The organism is Mycobacterium sp. (genome assembly GCF_032159565.1).
Classification (GTDB): domain Bacteria; phylum Actinomycetota; class Actinomycetes; order Mycobacteriales; family Mycobacteriaceae; genus Mycobacterium.
In genome coordinates this window covers 21,193-37,529 of record NZ_JAVHWR010000032.1, presented here as the reverse complement: position 1 = coordinate 37,529, position 16,337 = coordinate 21,193, and the positions used below count along the sequence as shown (strand labels likewise).

Sequence of the window (16,337 nt, the reverse complement as noted above, 5' to 3'; positions counted from 1 at the left end):
GCTGGAGGTCTCACCAGGGGCAACTGTCGTCCCGGCGGTCGGCAAAACGGAATACGCCCAACATCTGAACTTGATGCGTTGATTCGTACGATCATCTAGGGTCGAGCCGTGTCGGGAAGGAATCGGATGGCGAGGCGCACGCCCTGATGGCCGGGAACTGCCGCTTTAGGCCGGCCGCCGTCGCAAGGCAGCGGTGTAACCACGTGTTTCGAACAGGTGACTGATGGCGTATCGGGTCCGCGACCTCCTGGAAACACCCCACCTTCGGCTGACCCTGAAAGGCGGCAGCCAAGGCCTGGACAAGCCGGTGACCTGGGCGCAGACGTCCGACCTCCAAGAGCCGTGGTCCTATCTGGCGGGCGGCGAACTGCTGATGAAGAACGGACAGACACTGCCGGAGTCGGCGCGCGGTCAGACCGCACTGATCCGCGGCGTTGCGGAGAACGGCATGTGCGGCATGGTGATCGGGTTGGACGCGGCCACCCCTGCGCTCACTCCGGCCGCGCTCGATATCGCCGACACCCTGGGCTTCCCCATCATGGTGGTCCCCTACTCCGTTGGCTTCTCCGTGATCGGTCGCGCCGTTGCCGATGCCGCCGGCAGCGGGCGCGTTGCGGTGACCGAGCGGGTGTACAACGTCATCCGGCAGTCGGTGACCACTCCCGGACCGGCCAACGTCCTCGCCCAACTGGAACGCGACCTGTCGTGCCGGATCGCTGTCCTCGACGCGTCCACCGGCACGGTGGCACTGGAGGCGTCCGACCCGCCGCCGGAGGAGCTGCGCCGCGTCATCACCACCGAGATCTCCGGCAGGCGGGGTGCGATTCCTGGAGTGCTGCATGTGTCAACCGGGGCCCAGAGGGCGCTCGTCGTCGAGGTGCCCGACGAAGAGCCGACGGTGCTCGCGACATACGCGTTCCGTGGGCCGACGACCGATGTGGTTCATCTACAGCACCTGGCGTCCGCGGTCGCCGTGCTGCTGGCACAGCAGAATGCGCGCCGCGAGCACGAGCGGCGCATCGGAGCCGAGGTGATGGGCCAGTTGTGCGACGGCCGGATGAGTGACCGCGAAGGCGACAGGGAGCTCGGCGAGCGCGGGTTAATTGCGGCGACCTGCTGCGTGGTGGCGGCGGACGGCGTATCGGCGGCGAGCGAGCGTCAACTGCACCTCGGTCTCGGCAGGCGTTCGGTGCCACACCTGCTGTTGCGCCGGGCGACGCTGCTCTATGCCCTCATGCCAGTGACGGAGTGGGCTCTCGATGTGCTCGGTCAGCGGCTGGGCAGCCAGGCCACGCTGGGCATCAGCGAGCCGCTGTCGCGGCCGTCGCGCGCGCCGGGTGCGGTGCGCGAGGCGACGTGGGCGGCGCGCGTCGCCGTCACGACCTCGCGCCGGACCGCCCGGTTCGCGGACGCGACGATGTTCTCGGTGTTGCGCGATCCCGAAGAGGCGCGTGTCGTGGTCGACAGGGTGCTGGGCCGGCTCATCGCCTACGACGAAACGCATTCCGGCAACATGGTTTCGACGCTCGATGCCTATCTGCGGTGTGAACGGTCGTGGCTGCGGACGGCGAGGGAACTCGGCATTCACCGGCAGACGGTGGTCTACCGGATACAGCGCGTCGAGGAGATCACTGGTCGCAAGGTGACCGACACCGCGACGCTCGCCGAGTTCTGGCTGGCGCTACGCGCGAGAGACCTGCTGGCCGTCCCGAGCTGATTGCCGTTGCGAGAACTCGTCATCGACGATGGCAACCACTCGTTGCACCAGCCACTCGTTCAGCAGCTTCCCCACCTCGGCGCTTGCTGCCATCGGCGAAGACAGGGAACCGCTCGCCGTTGACATGCGGGTGTCGATCGGCACGACATCGTGGTTGACCACGCGCTGCGGCGCGTCGGGCGCCATCCGATCGGTCCGCACCGCCGATTCGTCGTGGTACATCCACAGCGACGTCTCGATCACCGCGGCGTGTTCGAGCGCAAGGCCGGGAAAGCCGGCCGGCCAGATCGCCTTCTTTCGCTCGTCGGTGAACTCGGGAAAGACGTCCTCGACGACGACGATCTTGAGCTCGGGATTGTGTTCGGAGACAAGAAAAGCCGGCTCGTAGATGAATCCGCTGTTCTCGTAGTGCCAGTTGTACAGCACGATGTTGCGGAAGCCGCCACGCTTGAGTTCGCTCAGGACGTCCTCGAGCACACTCATGAAGGTGGTCGCCCGCAGCGACACCGTGCCGGGGAAGTGCTGCCCGCCGCCGCTGCCCGGTCGGCTGCGGTACCCGAAGGGCAGGAATGGCCCGACCACGATGTCGCGGACACGGGCGGCGTCGCAGAGCACCCGCTGAGGCAGCACCCAATCGGTGCACACCGGCAGGTGGCGGCCGTGCTGCTCGGTGGCGCCGATGGGTATCACGATCGGGACGTCGTTTCTCGCGGCGGCCGAGATCTCTTCCCAGGTCATGTCCTGATAGACCCGCGGGTCGGTGTCGGTGCTCATACCAAACTTCCCTCCTGTGACCGGCTTTGGGAGCCGTCGAAGATCTCGACGACGACGGGAACCCGCCACGTGTCCATCAGGTCCCGCGCCGCAGACGGTAGTCGGCGTACATGAAAGGTCGACCCTTCGGTAGCGCTCAGGAGATCGGGTCGAGCGGTCGTGTCCCGGGTTCCTCCGAACCCGATGGCGCGGGCCGCGGAGACCACTTCTTGGAACCCGCCCATGCCAACAACGCGAGGACGATCAGAATCACTTCGGCGACCAGGTACTGCGTTTCCTGGGTGGCGAGCGCGATGCCGGTGAAGACGATCACCACCAGTGGCGGCAACGGCCACAGCGGCATCTTGTATGGCCTTGGCTCGTCGGGCATCGACCTGCGACTCCAGAATGCCGCCAAGCCGATACAGAAATACACCGCGGCGATCACCGTGCCCGCGAAGATGATGAGGAAGTTCAGCGCGGACGTGAACACCAGCACAGCCGCGGGCACGGCAAGGCACAGAATGCCGACACCCGGGACCCGAAACCTGTTGATGGAGCCGACGGCCCGGTTCACCGCCGCGGGCCACATGCCGTCGCGGCCGGTGGTGTAGACGCCGCGCCCGAAGTACATCAACAGCGACAGCATCGCGTTGAACAGCGCGATGCTCACGCCGACGTCGACGATGACGCGGGCCTTGTCGCCCAGCGATGCCTGCACTGAGTAGACGACGGGAGCAGGATCGGAGAAGAACTCCTTCAGGTCGGGTGCGGCGACCACCGCCGAGATGAGGGGAACCATGATCAGCACACACGCAAGCACCGCGGAGATGATGACCGCCTTGGCGATATTGCGCTCGCCGCCCTTGAGCTCTTCGGAGAAACCCAGCGCCGCGTCATAGCCGTTGATGACGTTGAATGCGGGGGCCAGCGTCGCGAGCATCACCGCGAAACCGACCGCGACCAGTTCGCCGTTGCTCAGGACCGTGGGATGAAAGGTGACCTCCGCCAGGTTCTGGTGCGGATGCGCCAACGCCGCGACCGTCACGATGCCGAGCACGATGCACTCGACGATCACCATCGTGGCGGTGGCCCACGCGCCGACCTCGATCTTCGTCAGTGCGATACCGGTGGCCAGCGCCAGCAACACGATCGCGATCACGGTGTCGGGAAAACCGAGGCCCGGGAACAGATCTCGGAGAAACCCGACCATGCCCAGCGCGATGCTGGCCGGAATCACGATGCCCTGGATCAGGTAGTTGAACATCGTGATCCAGGAGAACGGCCCCGGTAGAACCTGGCGCACCAGCGAGTACATGCCGCCTGCGATCGGGAACATGCCCGCCAGCTCGGCCAGGCACAGCGAGATGAGCACCACGACGACCGAAAGGATCAGGCCGGCCCCGATCGAGAACGTGCCGCCGATGACGAACACTCCGGCGGACAGAAACAGCACCGCCATGGTCGGCGACACGTCGGCCATGGCGAGACCGACCACTTCGGGGATGTTCAGCCGCCGCACGAGTTGCTGGGAGTAGCCGAGCTGTTCGAGACGGGACTGCGAAGGCGGCGCTGACACGGGTTCGGTCATGGGAGTCCTCCGGTGGTGGTGGGCGATGGTGTTGCGACGCCGATGGATCCGGCGGCCACACAGGCGGTGCGGCCTCCGTCGGCGATCAGGTGTGTGCCGGTGATGTAGCCGGCGCGGTCCGACAGCAGGAACACGACGGCTTCGGCGATCTCGGAGGGCTCGGCGATGCGCTGCATGGCCACGCTGGCCGCGTTGTCTGCCAGTTCGGCCGCCGGGTCGGCGGCGCCGTCGAACTCCGCGAGGAACATCGGTGTCTTCGTGGTGCCCGGACAGACGGCGTTGACGCGGATGCCCCACGACGCGAGTTCGGCGGCCGCGCTTCGGGTCATGGCCAGGATCGCGCCCTTGGTGGCCGTGTAGGCGACGTAGCCGGCTTGGCCGATGATCGCCAATTCCGAGGCGGTGTTGACGATCGCGCCCGTGCGACGGGGTTGCATGACGCGCGCGGCCTCCCGCAGGACGTAGAACGACCCGGCGAGGTTGACGTCCACCAGCCGCCGGAAGACCTCGTCGGTGGTGTCCGCCAGCGGGCTGACGATCGAAATGCCGGCATTGTTGTGGACGGCGTCGAGCGGGCCCAGTTCGGATTCGACGCGCTGGAATGCATCGATAACCGCGGCCGAGTCCGCGACGTCGGCACCGACCGTCATCACCTTGCCTCCGTGCGCGCGCACCCGATGCGCCGCGGCGTCCAGGTCGTCATCGGGCCGGGACAGAAGCGCCACGTGGGCGCCCTCTCGGGCAAGCGCTTCCGCGCTGGCCAATCCGATCCCCGAGGCCGCACCCGTCACCAACGCGGTGCGACCGCCCATCTCAGGCATGGTCGTTCCTGAGCCAGTCGATCTGCTTCACGATGCCCAACTCCAGGCTCCAGGCAGGCGTGTAGCCGAGGTCCCGCCTCGACGCCGTCAAATCGTAGGGCCCCTGACTGTCCCAGTTCGGCAGCAGACCCGGCCCGATCGCGTAGCGGCTGCCGGGGATGTGCTGCTCGAGCAACCGCGCGGTCTCGTTGACGGTGACCTGGCGTCCGCCCGACACGTTGTAGACCGGCTGGGACAGCGTCGTCGAGGTGGACGCCAACCGGGCCGCGGTAGCGACGTCGTCGACATAGACGAATTGGAACGGGTGCTCGCCACCGGTCTCGAGAACGAAAGGGTCGCCGCGCAATCCGGCGCGGATCATGTCACCGAGCAGACTCGGCATCCAAAGGCCGGGCCCGTACACCTCCGTGATGCGCAGGGAGACGACCTCCATGTCGTAGAGCGAGTTGTAGACGGTTCCGAACAGCTCGCCTGCCACCTTCGTCACCCCGTAGGGCGTTGTGGGACCCGGCGTGACATTCTCGGTCGCCTTGGCGCCGAGCGGCGTGTTGCCGACTGCGCATTCGGACGAGAAGTTGACGACCCGGCGCACACCCGTGGCGCGCGCGGCTTCATACACGGCGAGGGTGCCCTCGGCGTTCGCCTTGAACGTCGTCCACGGCAGTTCGATGGACACACCGGGATGGCTTTGGCCCGCAGTGTGGATGATCCGGTCGACGTTGTACCGGCGCAGCGTCTCTATCAGGCGCGGGATGTCGAACAGCTCGCCTTGAACGACGGTCAGGCCGTCGCGCTCATCGGCCGAGAAGTCGCGGTTGTAGCTGACGACCTTGCCGCCTTCGGTGATCAGTTGATCCACCAGGTGGCGCCCGACGAATCCGCGCCCACCCGTCACCAAAGTGGTCATGTGCGCTCCTCGAGGGTCGGCGTCGACTCAGAATGCAACCGCTCGTCGCCTGCGGCAACAGACGCAATGTCAGGTGTTTGACACTTTTTATGAGTCACAATGTCCCATGAGCTTGATCCTGCGGCATGTGCTCGAACATCCGCTGTTGCGCCGCGCGCAGCCCTCGGTACTCAGCGGCCACGATCACCTCGATCACGCCGTCCGGTGGGTGCACAGCGCCGACCTCTACGACATCGCGCCACTTTTGCGCGGCGACGAGATGCTGCTGACCAACGGCGTCGGCCTGATCGGTGTCGATGAGACCGCACGTCGGCTCTACGTCCGCCGACTTGCCGAAAGTGGCGTCGCCGGGCTGTGTTTCGAGGTCGGCAGGACGTTCGCCGAAGTGCCGACGGAGATGGTCGAGGAAGCCGTCGACGTGGGCCTGCCCATCGTCGAGTTGCAGCCGGTGCTTCGCTTCACCGAGGTGGCCGAGGCGGTCAACAGTGAGCTCATCGACAGGTCGGTGGCCCGGCTGCGCCATGCCGACGAGATCTCGCGTGCCCTCTCCGAGGCGCTTGCCCGCGGCGCGTCGTTGACCGAGCTGATCGAACGGGTCGCCGCCACGCTCGGCACCTGGGCCCGCCTCAGCGATTACGCAGGCAGGATCGTCGTGGACGCAGGCCAGCCGGTCCTCGATGAGGAAGCGCCGACTTCGGAGGCGCCCGTCCTGGTCGAGGGCGTGGCATGGGGTCGGCTGACCGTGGGCACGACCGGAATCCCACGCGTCCTCGTCGAGGCGATCATGGATCGGGCTCCGACGGTGCTCGGTCTCTGCCTGATCCGTGAACAGAAGGACGTCGCGGGCGGTCTGCGCGCACAACAGGTCCTCCTTCACCACCTCGTCGACAACGATCGCGCTGACCGGACCGTCCTCGAGGCCCAACTGCGCGCCGCGGGTGTCGCCGTGGCGGATCACCAGTACGCCTGCATCGCGGTGGACCCCACGCGCGTCGAGTCGGCGGCGCACATCGTGGACGTGATCGTGCGTCGGGCGGGCAGCGGGGTTTTCGGCCTCATCGACGGAGTGCTGTGCGGTGTGGTGGCCGGGCCGGCCTCCACCACGACACCGAACCTCGCACAGCTGGCCCGCCACACGGCTTTGGCCGAACTGGGGTCACAGTCACGTCTGTGCGCAACGGTCAGCCGCACGGTTCGCGACATCGCAGACTTGGGAAGGGCCATGTCGGAGACGCGTGCCACGCTCGGTCTCGGACAAGAGCTTCACATGAACGAAGCGGTGATCAGCGTCCAGGCGCTCGCTCTCGAGCGCCTGCTGGCCACGCACGGCGACCCGGACGCCACCCGGCAGTTCGTGGAGGATCAGATCGGCGCCCTCACAAGAGCCGATTCCGCGAAGAACAGCCAACTTTCACACACCCTCGAGGTGCTGGCGGCCTGCGGAGGCAGCAAAGCCGAAGCCGCGAAGCGCCTCCATGTGCGGCGCCAATCCCTGTACTACCGACTCGACCAGATATCCAGGTTGCTCGACATCAACGTCAACGACCCGAAGCAACTGATCACCCTCGCCGTCGCGATCACGGCTGAACGATTGATGTACGCCGGTAAGTGATCAGTTGGTCGTTTCCTCGACGACGGTGTGGATGAACCGCATTTTCTCCAGCACCGCCGGCGGCAGCACAAACGGGTACAGGTCCTGCTTGCCCATCGACCTGTTGATCATATTGAGCGACCACGACAACGGCAGCCACATATCGATGATCTGGTCGAAACCGCTGGGGCCGAGTAGTTTTCGTTCGAACGTGGCTGCAGCCGGGGCGAAGCTGAACGATGCGGCCGTGTCCAAGGTGTCGCGGATGTGCAGATAGTGCGCGAAGGTCTCCGCCCAATCTTCGGCAGCGTGCATCGTGGCGTAGGACGACACGTAGTTCTCTTCCCAGTCCGCCGGTGGGCCGTCCTGGTAGTGACGGTCCAGCGCCTCCTGATAGTCGGCGTCGGGATCGCCGAACAGTCCCTGGAACGTCTTCTTGTAGGCCGGCACCGAGTCGACGAGCCGGTAGTAGTAGTAGTGGCCGATCTCGTGGCGGAAATGGCCGAGCAAGGTGCGATACGGCTCGTCCATCGATATGCGCAACTGCTCGCGGTGCACGTCGTCGCCCTCGGCGAGGTCCAGCGTGATCACGCCGTTGTCGTGGCCGGTGAACACCTTCTCGTTCTCACTGGAAAGCAGGTCGAACGCCAACCCGTAGTCGGGGTCTTCGTCGCGGCCTACGATCGGCAACTTCAGCTCGTGTAGTTCTGCGATCAACCGGCGTTTGGCCTTCTCCGACTCGGCGAAGGCCGCCAGCGCTTTGATGTCGGCGTCGTTGGGCCTGGTGCGGGTCAGCGTGCACGACGTGCACAGCTTCCTGATCGGCTCTTTCTCGACGAGCCAGTTGCATTCCGCCAGATGCAGATTGGCGCACAGCTCGTACTTGTCGGCGTCGACGAAGCCCGGCTGCGAGCTCTCCTCCCCCGATGCGATGACCAACAGCGCCATGTCGTCCAGCGAGAAACCCAACGGGCTGTCGCACGACAGGCACACCGAGTTCTCGAATGCCAGGTGCTGACCACACTTCGGGCAGATGAAGTCACGCATGAACCACTTCTCCTTCGAATGGCGCCACGTCGACCGACACGTCGATGACGCTGCTCTCGGAGTCGGTGTAGATGATGCCGCGCAGCGGCGGCACATCGGCATAGTCCCTACCCCAGGCCACGACGATGTAGCGCTCGTCCACCATCTGGTCGTTGGTCGGATCCAGACCGAGCCATTGGTTCTGCGGCGTCCACACCGACGCCCAGGCGTGGGTGGCGTCGACGCCGACCATTCGTTGCTTACCGGGCGGCGGGTCGGTGGCCAGATAGCCGGAAACGTAGCTTGCGGCAAGGCCGTTGGCACGCAGGCAGGCGATCCCCAGCCGGGCGAAGTCTTGGCAGACCCCTTCTCCGGCGGCCAGTACGTCGTTGACTCCGGTGGAGACCGTCGTCGACCCCGACCGGTAGGTGAAGTCCTCATAGATCCGCGACGTGAGGTTTCGTAGCACCTCGATCAGCGGTCGGCCCGGCACAAAACTCGGCGCGGCGTAATCCCGCACCTCGTCGGTGATCTCCGGCGGTTGCAGGTCGAGGATGAATTCGGTCGCCAACGCGCCGTCGGGGCCGACCGGACGCGCAATCTCCCACGGCGCGAGCGCGGACCCGGAGCCACATTCATCCGGTGGCGGTGGATCCACCTCGACGATGGACTCGCTGGTGATCGACAGTTCGCGGTGGCGTTCGGTCACGTGGAAGTACGAGCTGACGTTTCCATACGCGTCCCGGCTCGTGGAACTGTCGGTCGGTTCGGGGTCGATGTGCAGCGCATGAGAGAGGCAGCGCTGCCGGTCGGTGTTGCGGGGCGTGAGGAAACCACGGCCGTAGGAGCTGGTCACCACGTCGGAGTACCCGTAAATCGTGCGGTGAGATACGTGATATCGGCGACTACTCATGCCTCGGCTTCCGTTCGCTCGCTTCGCTGCGGCGCTCGCCTTCGGGTACTCACGGCATCTCCCTGCGCTCATCGGGCCCCCACAGCGGCTGCATGCCGCCGGGCAGCGACAGATGCGTTGCGGTGATCACACCGGACAGCTCACGCAGATCGGCGTGCAGCCCGTCGAGCAGTTCGGCAAGTTCGCGTCGCCTGCCGTCGGCGCCGACGGCCTCGAGGTCGTCCGGGTCGATTCGGCGCAGCCTGGTGCCGATCTCGTCGACCATTCGCTCCGGCCGTGCCAAGCCGAGCGCCTTGAGGTCAGCGCGGAGGCGCTCGAACTGATAGACCAGCGACCGCGGGTTCTCGGCGTCCAGCAGCAACAGGTCCGCCACCGCGGAGATGTTCACCGCGCCGAGGTTGCGCCTGCGGAAGATGACCGAGGACTCGCAGGCCACCAACGTTGATTCGGTGACGGTCTGTTCGGCGTCCGGGCTGCGCACCGTCGTCAGCGTCGCGCTGAGCAGTGCCGTAAGGGCGAGCCCGCGCTCGATCCGTTTGCCGATGTCCATCATCGTCCAGCCGACGTCCTGCACCATGGATTCGGCTGCCAGTCCCGACAGCGCCAGCATCCCGGCCAGCGTTCCGCGATGTGCGGCAACCAGATACGCCTCACCTTCGGTATGCGACTCCGGCAGCAACCCGCCACGCTGGAGCACCGCACGTTCCACCGCGGCCAACACCATCCAGGTGTCGTTGGACATCTGGTCGCGCACCGCGCGGGCCACCAGCCCGAGCCGCTCGACCGATTGCGCCAGCGCGCCGGGGCGTTGCCGGTCGGCCGTCAGCGACCACAGCGTCGTCGGAGCGATCGCGATCATCTCGTGAGAGTCACCGGTTTCGCCGGTGTCGGTTCCGGTGATCCGGCCCAGCGCGGAAAGCAGCACCGGCACACACTCGCTGCCCTCCATGTCCTGCCGGTACCGAAACTCGTGATACCGCTCACGGGTGACGATCAACAGCCTCGCGGTGTTCTCCGCACGCTCGGCGTAGCGCCCCATCCAGAACAAGTCGGACAGCACACGCGGCGAGCTGACGGCGCGGGTTGGACTTGGCGTCATCACCGGAAGCTCGACAGGCGGCGACGTCAGAATCCGCTCGGCGGTGACGCGTGTCGGCGTACGGACCCAGACATCTTTGGCCGCTACGGTTTTCATCGTATAGGCAGCGTTACCCGGTGCCAGCAGATAACCGAGGCCGCCGACCATCGGTGCATAGCCGCCCCGCTGGGCCACCGTGAACAGCCTCATACCCACGCTGGCCGAGGAAAGTCCGCCCGGCTGCAAGTCGCTCGGGGCCGAAGAGAACTGCGGCAGCTCCTGGCCGACCCACTGCCACGGATCGGCCTCGATGCGGGCACCGAGATCCTTGCGCTGCGTCGCCGTCAGTGCCGGCCCCACGATGGTGGCCCCACCGGTCGCCGGCTTGATCAACAGCGACCCCAGCTTGGTCAGCAGGTGTGAACGCTCGACATTGATGCCGCCCCAGTACACCGGCGCCGTGTCCAGCAGCGGCGTCTCGCCGAGCAACGCCGCAGCGACTTCCGGCAGAAAACGAAGCAGCCCAGGGCTTTCCAGGATTCCGCTGCCGAGTGTGTTCACCACCGTCACCGCCCCCCTGCGCAACACCTCGACCAGTCCCACCACACCCAGCCGCGAGTCCGCACGCAGGTCAAGAGGATCGGCGTAGTCGGCGTCCACCCGCCGCAGCACCACGTCGACCCGCTTGAGGGTGCCGAGCGACCGCATCCACAGCTTGCCGTCACGGACCACCAGGTCGGCACTCTCCACCAACGGGAATCCGAGCACGCCGGCCAGGTAAGCCTGGTCGAACGCGGTCTGGGAGTGGATGCCCGGGCTGAGCACCACCACCACCGGCTCCTCGGCCGACTCCGGCGCGGCGTCGATCAACGCCAGCCGCAACGCCTGGGCCCACGGCGACGCCGGGCGGGGTCCGATGCGCTCGTAGAGATCCGGGACGGCGTGTGCGACGACGCGGCGATCGGCCAGTGCGTAGCCCGCGCCCGACGGCGCCTGCGTCCAGTCGGCGTTGACATTGAAGGCGCCGCCGACGGCACGGCTGACGTCGCAGGCATGCATGAACAGCTGATGTCTGCCCGGCACCTCGATCCCCTGTGCGGCCCGGATGTAGCCGGGATGGGCGAACAGCAGTTGCGCGGGAAACACGCCGCCGGTGACGCAGCGGCGCGCGCCGTACAGGTCGGCAAGGACCGCGTCGAGCAGCCGCGAGCGCTGCACAAGTCCGGACTCCAGCGTGTCCCAGTCGGTCGCCGAGATCACCAGCGGCAGGGCGTCGAGATGCCAGGGCCCCGGCGCAGCGCCGCCGTCACCGTTGACGACGGCTTCACCCGACGTGTCGAGCTGGATATAGGTGATGCCGTCGTTGTCGACGAGGTTGCGCACCACGGCGCGCAGTTGCTCGAGGCCGCCGCGCCCGCGTTCGCCGACGCATTCGGCCAGCTCGAGCCAGGACGGCCGGACATTGCCTGCCGCATCGACGAATTCGTCGTATCCGGTGACGGCGCCACCACGCGGGTCGAACAGCGCCTGCTGCGCCCGCGCCGTGCGATAGCCGGCCAGCAGGTTGTCGATGTCGTGCGGATTCGCCGTCGGGAGTGCCATCAGTGCAGAACGGTACGCACCCGGCGCAGATCCAGGATGCCCGGCGCGCCTACGTCGGTGGATTGCCGCGCCTGCTTCTCCCGGATGTCGGAGGTGTCGACGCGACCGGGGGTGAACCCGGTCGCCTCAAACCGTCGGCCGCGGCGGGACTCCGCCTCGACCGCGTTGACGGGCGGCGTGTCGTAGGACCGGCCGCCGGGGTGGGAGACGTGATAGGTGCAGCCGCCGCGGGAGGTACCGGTGGCCATGTCGACGAGCTCGAAGCGAAGCGGTCCGTCGACGGTGATGGTCGGGTGCAGCGCGCTCGGCGGCTGCCACGCGCGGAACCGCACGCCGCCGACCTGCACGTCCGGGTTGTCGGTGGCCAGCAGCGGCAGCGGATAGCCGTTGACCGTCACGACGTAACGCTGCCGGTCGGCGCCGATAGTGCGCACCTGGATGCGCTCGACCGACGAGTCCACATAGCGCGTCATGCCGCCCGCGGTGGACTCCTCGCCGAGCACGTTCCACGGCTCGATGGCGCCACGCAATTCGATCTCGACGCCGTCGAACACCGCGGTGCCGATGCGCGGGAATCGGAACTCGGTGAATGGGTCGAGCCAGCTGGTGTCGAAGTTGATTTCATGGGCGCGGAGATCGGCGGCGACGTCGGCGATGTCGTGAATAAGAAAGTGCGGCAACAGGTACCGGCCGTGCAGGTTGGCACCGTGACGGATGAGCGGCGCGCGAAGCGGTTCGTCCCAGAACCACGCGACCAGCGAGCGCACCAGCAGCGACTGGACCATCGCCATCTGGAAATGCGGCGGCATCTCGAAGCCGCGCAGTTCCAGCAGGCCGAGCCTGCCGCGCGCGCTGTCAGGGCTGTAGAGCTTGTCGATGCAGAACTCGGCGCGGTGGGTGTTGCCGGTGATGTCGGTCAGCAGGTGCCGCAGCGCGCGGTCGGTCACCCACGGCTTGGCAGAACCCGCGCCGGCTGCCAGTCGGGCGATCTCGGCGAACGCGATCTCGAGCTCGTAGAGCGCCTCGGCACGGCCCTCGTCGACCCGCGGCGCCTGCGATGTGGTGCCGATGAAGCGCCCAGCGAACAGAAAGGACAGCGATGGATGACGCTGCCAGTAGGTCAGCATCGAGACCAGCAGATCGGGCCTGCGCAGCAGGGGCGAGTCGGCGGGCGTGAGGCCGCCCAGCGTGATGTGGTTGCCCCCACCGGTTCCGCCGTGGGTGCCGTCGACGTCGAACGACTCGGTCGACAACCGGGCCTGCCGCGCCTCGTCGTACAGCGTGCGAAGTTGGTCCCGCTGCTCGGCGAAGCTCACTGTCGGGGCCACGTTGACCTCGATCACTCCGGGGTCGGGCGTGATATTCATGGACGTGATGCGTGGGTCCGACGGCGGGCCGTAACCCTCGATCACCACCGGGCAGTCGACCTTGGCAGCCGCGGCCTGAATACGGCTGACCAGATCGACGAAGTGCTCGAGTTCGTCGGTGGGAGGCAGGAATACCCGCAGCAGCCCATCGCGAATCTCGGCGACAAGTGCCGACGTGGGTGCGGAGTCGTCGTCCTCGACGACCGCGTCGGGTTCCGCGTCGGCGGGCAATTCGCCTCGGCGTGCCAGCGGGTCGGCCGGATGCGTAGTTCGCGGCGGCCGCCAGCTGATCGAGTCGAGCGGCAGCCGCAGGCCCGCGGGTGAGTCACCCGGGAGTAGCACGATGCGGCCGCGCCGCAACTGCCAGTCGGCGCTGGCCCAGCCGGAGTCGTCGTCGCGGCGGTGCAGAGGGAGCACGTGGGCGGCCGGCTCGGTGACCGACTGGTCGAGGCCGGCCAGCAGTGCGGCGCGGCGGTCGGCGGTGTCGGCCTCCAGATCGTCGCCGGCCGCGACGGGGTCACCCGCAGGCCGTCGCACGGCCGAAATCAGCCGGCTCAGCGGATCCTCGTAGGCGGCCCGCACCTGGGATGACGGCAGGCCGAGGCCGCCGGCGACGGCGTCGAGCAGCTGCGCTCCGGCGTCGGGTGCCACCGCAATCGCCTGCGGTCGCGTGGGCCACGGGTCGGCGAGCAACGCGCCTTCAGACCACAGCGGCTCGCCGTCGGTGCGCCAGTAAAGCCCAATCTGCCAGCGCGGCAACCGTTCTCCCGGATACCACTTACCCTGGCTGTACTGAAGCAGCCCGCCCGGCGCCCACATCCGCTTCAACCGTGCCGCAAGGGCCGACGCCCGCTGGCGCTTGTGCGGCCCGTCGGCGTCAGTGGTCCATTCGGGGTCGACCTGGTTGTCGATCGAGACGAACGTGGGTTCGCCGCCGACGGTGAGCCGCACGTCACCAGCGGCCAGCCGATCGTCGACGCGGCCGCCGAGTGCATTGATCGCACCCCACGCCGCCTCGGTGTAGGGCAGCGTCACCCGTGGGTCCTCGTGCATCCGGGTGACGACGTTGGAGAACTCGAGGGTCGTCTCGCAGGGCTCCGTCGATCCGGTGATCGGGGCAGCCGAGTTCGGATGCGGCGTCGCCGACAGCGGGATGTGCCCTTCACCCGCGAACAGGCCCGACGTCGGGTCGAGGCCGATCCACCCCGCGCCGGGGATGTAGACCTCGGTCCACGCGTGCAGATCCGTGAAGTCGGCGGCCGGTCCGGACGGCCCGTCGAGCGCTTCCACGTCGGAGGTCAGCTGCACCAGGTAGCCCGACACGAAGCGGGCCGCCAAGCCGAGCTGCCGCAGAATCGACACCAGTAGCCACGCCGAGTCCCGGCACGAGCCGATCCCGGTGCGCAGGGTGTGATCCGGTGTCTGGACCCCCGGTTCCATCCGCACGCTGTATCCGACGTCGGCGTTCACCGCGCGGTTCAGCGCGACCAGGAAATCGATGGTGCGGGTGTCGGGCGCGACGGCGAAATTTCGCACCCACTCCGCGGTGAGATCGCCGGGTCCCGTGCCCTCATCGGCTTCGTCGACGGGCCGCAGATACGGCTCGAGGTCTTCGGCGAGCGCCTTGGGGTACGCGAAACCGATCTGCTCGGCCCAGTCCTCGATGAAGAAGTCGAACGGGTTGACGACCTTCAGGTCCGCGATCAGCCCTACCGTGATCGTCAAGCTGCGCGCACGATCCGGGAAGACGAGCCGGGCCAGGAAGTTGCCGAACGCGTCCTGCTGCCAGTTGACGAAGTGGTCGGCCGGCTCGACCTGCAGCGAGTAGGCCTCGATCGGGGTGCGCGAGTGCGGTGCCGGGCGCAAGCGGACGACATGCGGAAACACCTCCACCAGCCGGTCGAATGTGTAGCTGGTGCGATGCTCCAGCGCCACCTTGATGCCCATCCGCTGATCCCATCACAACGGACGGAACCGCGCAGTTCAGGCCTCAGCTGACGGTGTGCCAGTGCCGTCGATCGGCGACCCCTCGCAACCACAGCACCAGAATTCCGGCGAGCACGATACCGACCAGGTTGACAACGAGTTGGACGGCGGACTCGGCGGCGACGTCCCAGTCACCCACCGTCGCGGCGACCACGGCGAAGCCGGCCGCGGGCACGGTCGTCACCGAGATGAACACCCCGACCAGGGCTGCTGACTTCGCGGAGACCAACGACAGCATTCCCGCGGCGCCTGCGAACAGCGCCACGACGAACGACAGAGGGCCGACGCGGAAGATGAAATCCACTTGTTCCAGCTGGCGGAGGCTGGTGACTTCGATCCAGCCCACCGCCTCACCTGCGAATACGCCGATCGCGGTGACGGCCATCGCAACCGGGAAACCGACCAGCAGCGCGAGCGCCGCCCGACGCGCCAGATACGTCTTGCGTCGCACCAAAGCCACGGCCAGCGCCGCCAACGGCCCGAACTCGGGGCCGACCACCATCGCGCCGACGACGGTGACGGGCGAGTCGGTCACCACACCGACCGCCGCGATCAGGCACGCCAGGCAGAGGAACGTCAAGAACGTGACGTTGAGTGTGGACTCTTCCCGGGTTCGTCCGGCCAACTCGTCCCAAACCACCGCATCGGCCGGATCACCGGCCGCTTCCTCCTCGGCGCGGTAGGCCCGTGTCGACAGCACGGTGTCGACGACGTCCAGCGTGATCGCCCCGCGCTCCTTTACTCCCAGGGCCTTCAGGGCCTCGATGACGTCGTTGGCGGATTCCCGCGCGATGTCGGCGGTGATCTCGTCACCTGGGGGGTCCAGCGCGGCGTCGCGATGGACCACAATGTGTGCCACGCCGGGATTGTCGGTCAGCGCATCGATCACGGCATCGCGCAACGCAGCCGGTGTGATGACCCGTAAATGCAGCATTTTCAGCGACACTAGCCCTTCGCCGACGGCCGCTGCTCTAATGTCACTTTC

The 16,337-nt window shown here is 67.1% G+C and carries 11 protein-coding genes; 2 read left to right on the top strand and 9 right to left on the bottom strand.

Translation table 11 applies throughout. The annotated features are described in order from the left end of the window. Window positions 1–223 precede the first annotated feature (223 nt). Window positions 224–1,717, top strand: coding sequence for a PucR family transcriptional regulator (locus QOC76_RS04190; protein ID WP_526354483.1), 1,494 nt, complete (start codon window positions 224–226; stop codon window positions 1,715–1,717). Here the strand turns inward: QOC76_RS04190 and QOC76_RS04185 are convergent. From QOC76_RS04185 to QOC76_RS04170, 4 genes are all read right to left on the bottom strand, one after another. Then, on the bottom strand, window positions 1,682–2,491 hold the full coding sequence (locus QOC76_RS04185; protein ID WP_526354481.1) for a creatininase: 810 nt from the start codon (window positions 2,489–2,491) through the stop codon (window positions 1,682–1,684). The genes QOC76_RS04190 and QOC76_RS04185 overlap by 36 nt on opposite strands. 136 nt (window positions 2,492–2,627) lie before the next feature. Continuing rightward, entirely contained in the window at window positions 2,628–4,061 is a 1,434-nt protein-coding gene (locus QOC76_RS04180) for an amino acid permease (RefSeq protein ID WP_526354479.1), read from the bottom strand. Further along, entirely contained in the window at window positions 4,058–4,882 is an 825-nt protein-coding gene (locus tag QOC76_RS04175; protein ID WP_526354477.1) for an SDR family NAD(P)-dependent oxidoreductase, read from the bottom strand. Before QOC76_RS04175 ends, QOC76_RS04180 begins: the two co-directional genes overlap by 4 nt. After that, window positions 4,875–5,789, bottom strand: coding sequence for an NAD-dependent epimerase/dehydratase family protein (locus QOC76_RS04170; RefSeq protein ID WP_526354475.1), 915 nt, complete (start codon window positions 5,787–5,789; stop codon window positions 4,875–4,877). The genes QOC76_RS04175 and QOC76_RS04170 overlap by 8 nt, the downstream gene beginning before the upstream one ends. A gap of 106 nt (window positions 5,790–5,895) precedes the next feature. Here QOC76_RS04170 and QOC76_RS04165 point away from each other — a divergent pair, with 106 nt between their 5' ends. Next, window positions 5,896–7,401, top strand: coding sequence for a PucR family transcriptional regulator (locus tag QOC76_RS04165; RefSeq protein ID WP_526354473.1), 1,506 nt, complete (start codon window positions 5,896–5,898; stop codon window positions 7,399–7,401). Here the strand turns inward: QOC76_RS04165 and QOC76_RS04160 are convergent, their stop codons facing one another. From QOC76_RS04160 to QOC76_RS04140, 5 genes are read right to left on the bottom strand one after another with little or no spacing between them, the layout of a single operon-like run. Further along, window positions 7,402–8,427: a zinc-binding metallopeptidase family protein gene (locus tag QOC76_RS04160; RefSeq protein WP_526354471.1), complete on the bottom strand. Its 1,026-nt coding sequence runs from the start codon at window positions 8,425–8,427 to the stop codon at window positions 7,402–7,404. Continuing rightward, on the bottom strand, window positions 8,420–9,319 hold the full coding sequence (locus QOC76_RS04155; protein WP_526354469.1) for a transglutaminase-like domain-containing protein: 900 nt from the start codon (window positions 9,317–9,319) through the stop codon (window positions 8,420–8,422). The genes QOC76_RS04160 and QOC76_RS04155 overlap by 8 nt, the downstream gene beginning before the upstream one ends. A gap of 49 nt (window positions 9,320–9,368) precedes the next feature. After that, window positions 9,369–11,999: a circularly permuted type 2 ATP-grasp protein gene (locus QOC76_RS04150; RefSeq protein WP_526354467.1), complete on the bottom strand. Its 2,631-nt coding sequence runs from the start codon at window positions 11,997–11,999 to the stop codon at window positions 9,369–9,371. Next, a complete protein-coding gene (locus QOC76_RS04145) occupies window positions 11,999–15,313 on the bottom strand; it encodes a transglutaminase family protein (protein WP_526354465.1) in 3,315 nt (1,104 codons plus the stop codon). Before QOC76_RS04145 ends, QOC76_RS04150 begins: the two co-directional genes overlap by 1 nt. Window positions 15,314–15,356: 43 nt before the next feature. Continuing rightward, window positions 15,357–16,286 (bottom strand): DUF389 domain-containing protein, encoded by a 930-nt coding sequence (locus tag QOC76_RS04140; RefSeq protein ID WP_526354463.1) that lies wholly within the window; start codon window positions 16,284–16,286, stop codon window positions 15,357–15,359. Window positions 16,287–16,337: the final 51 nt, after the last annotated feature.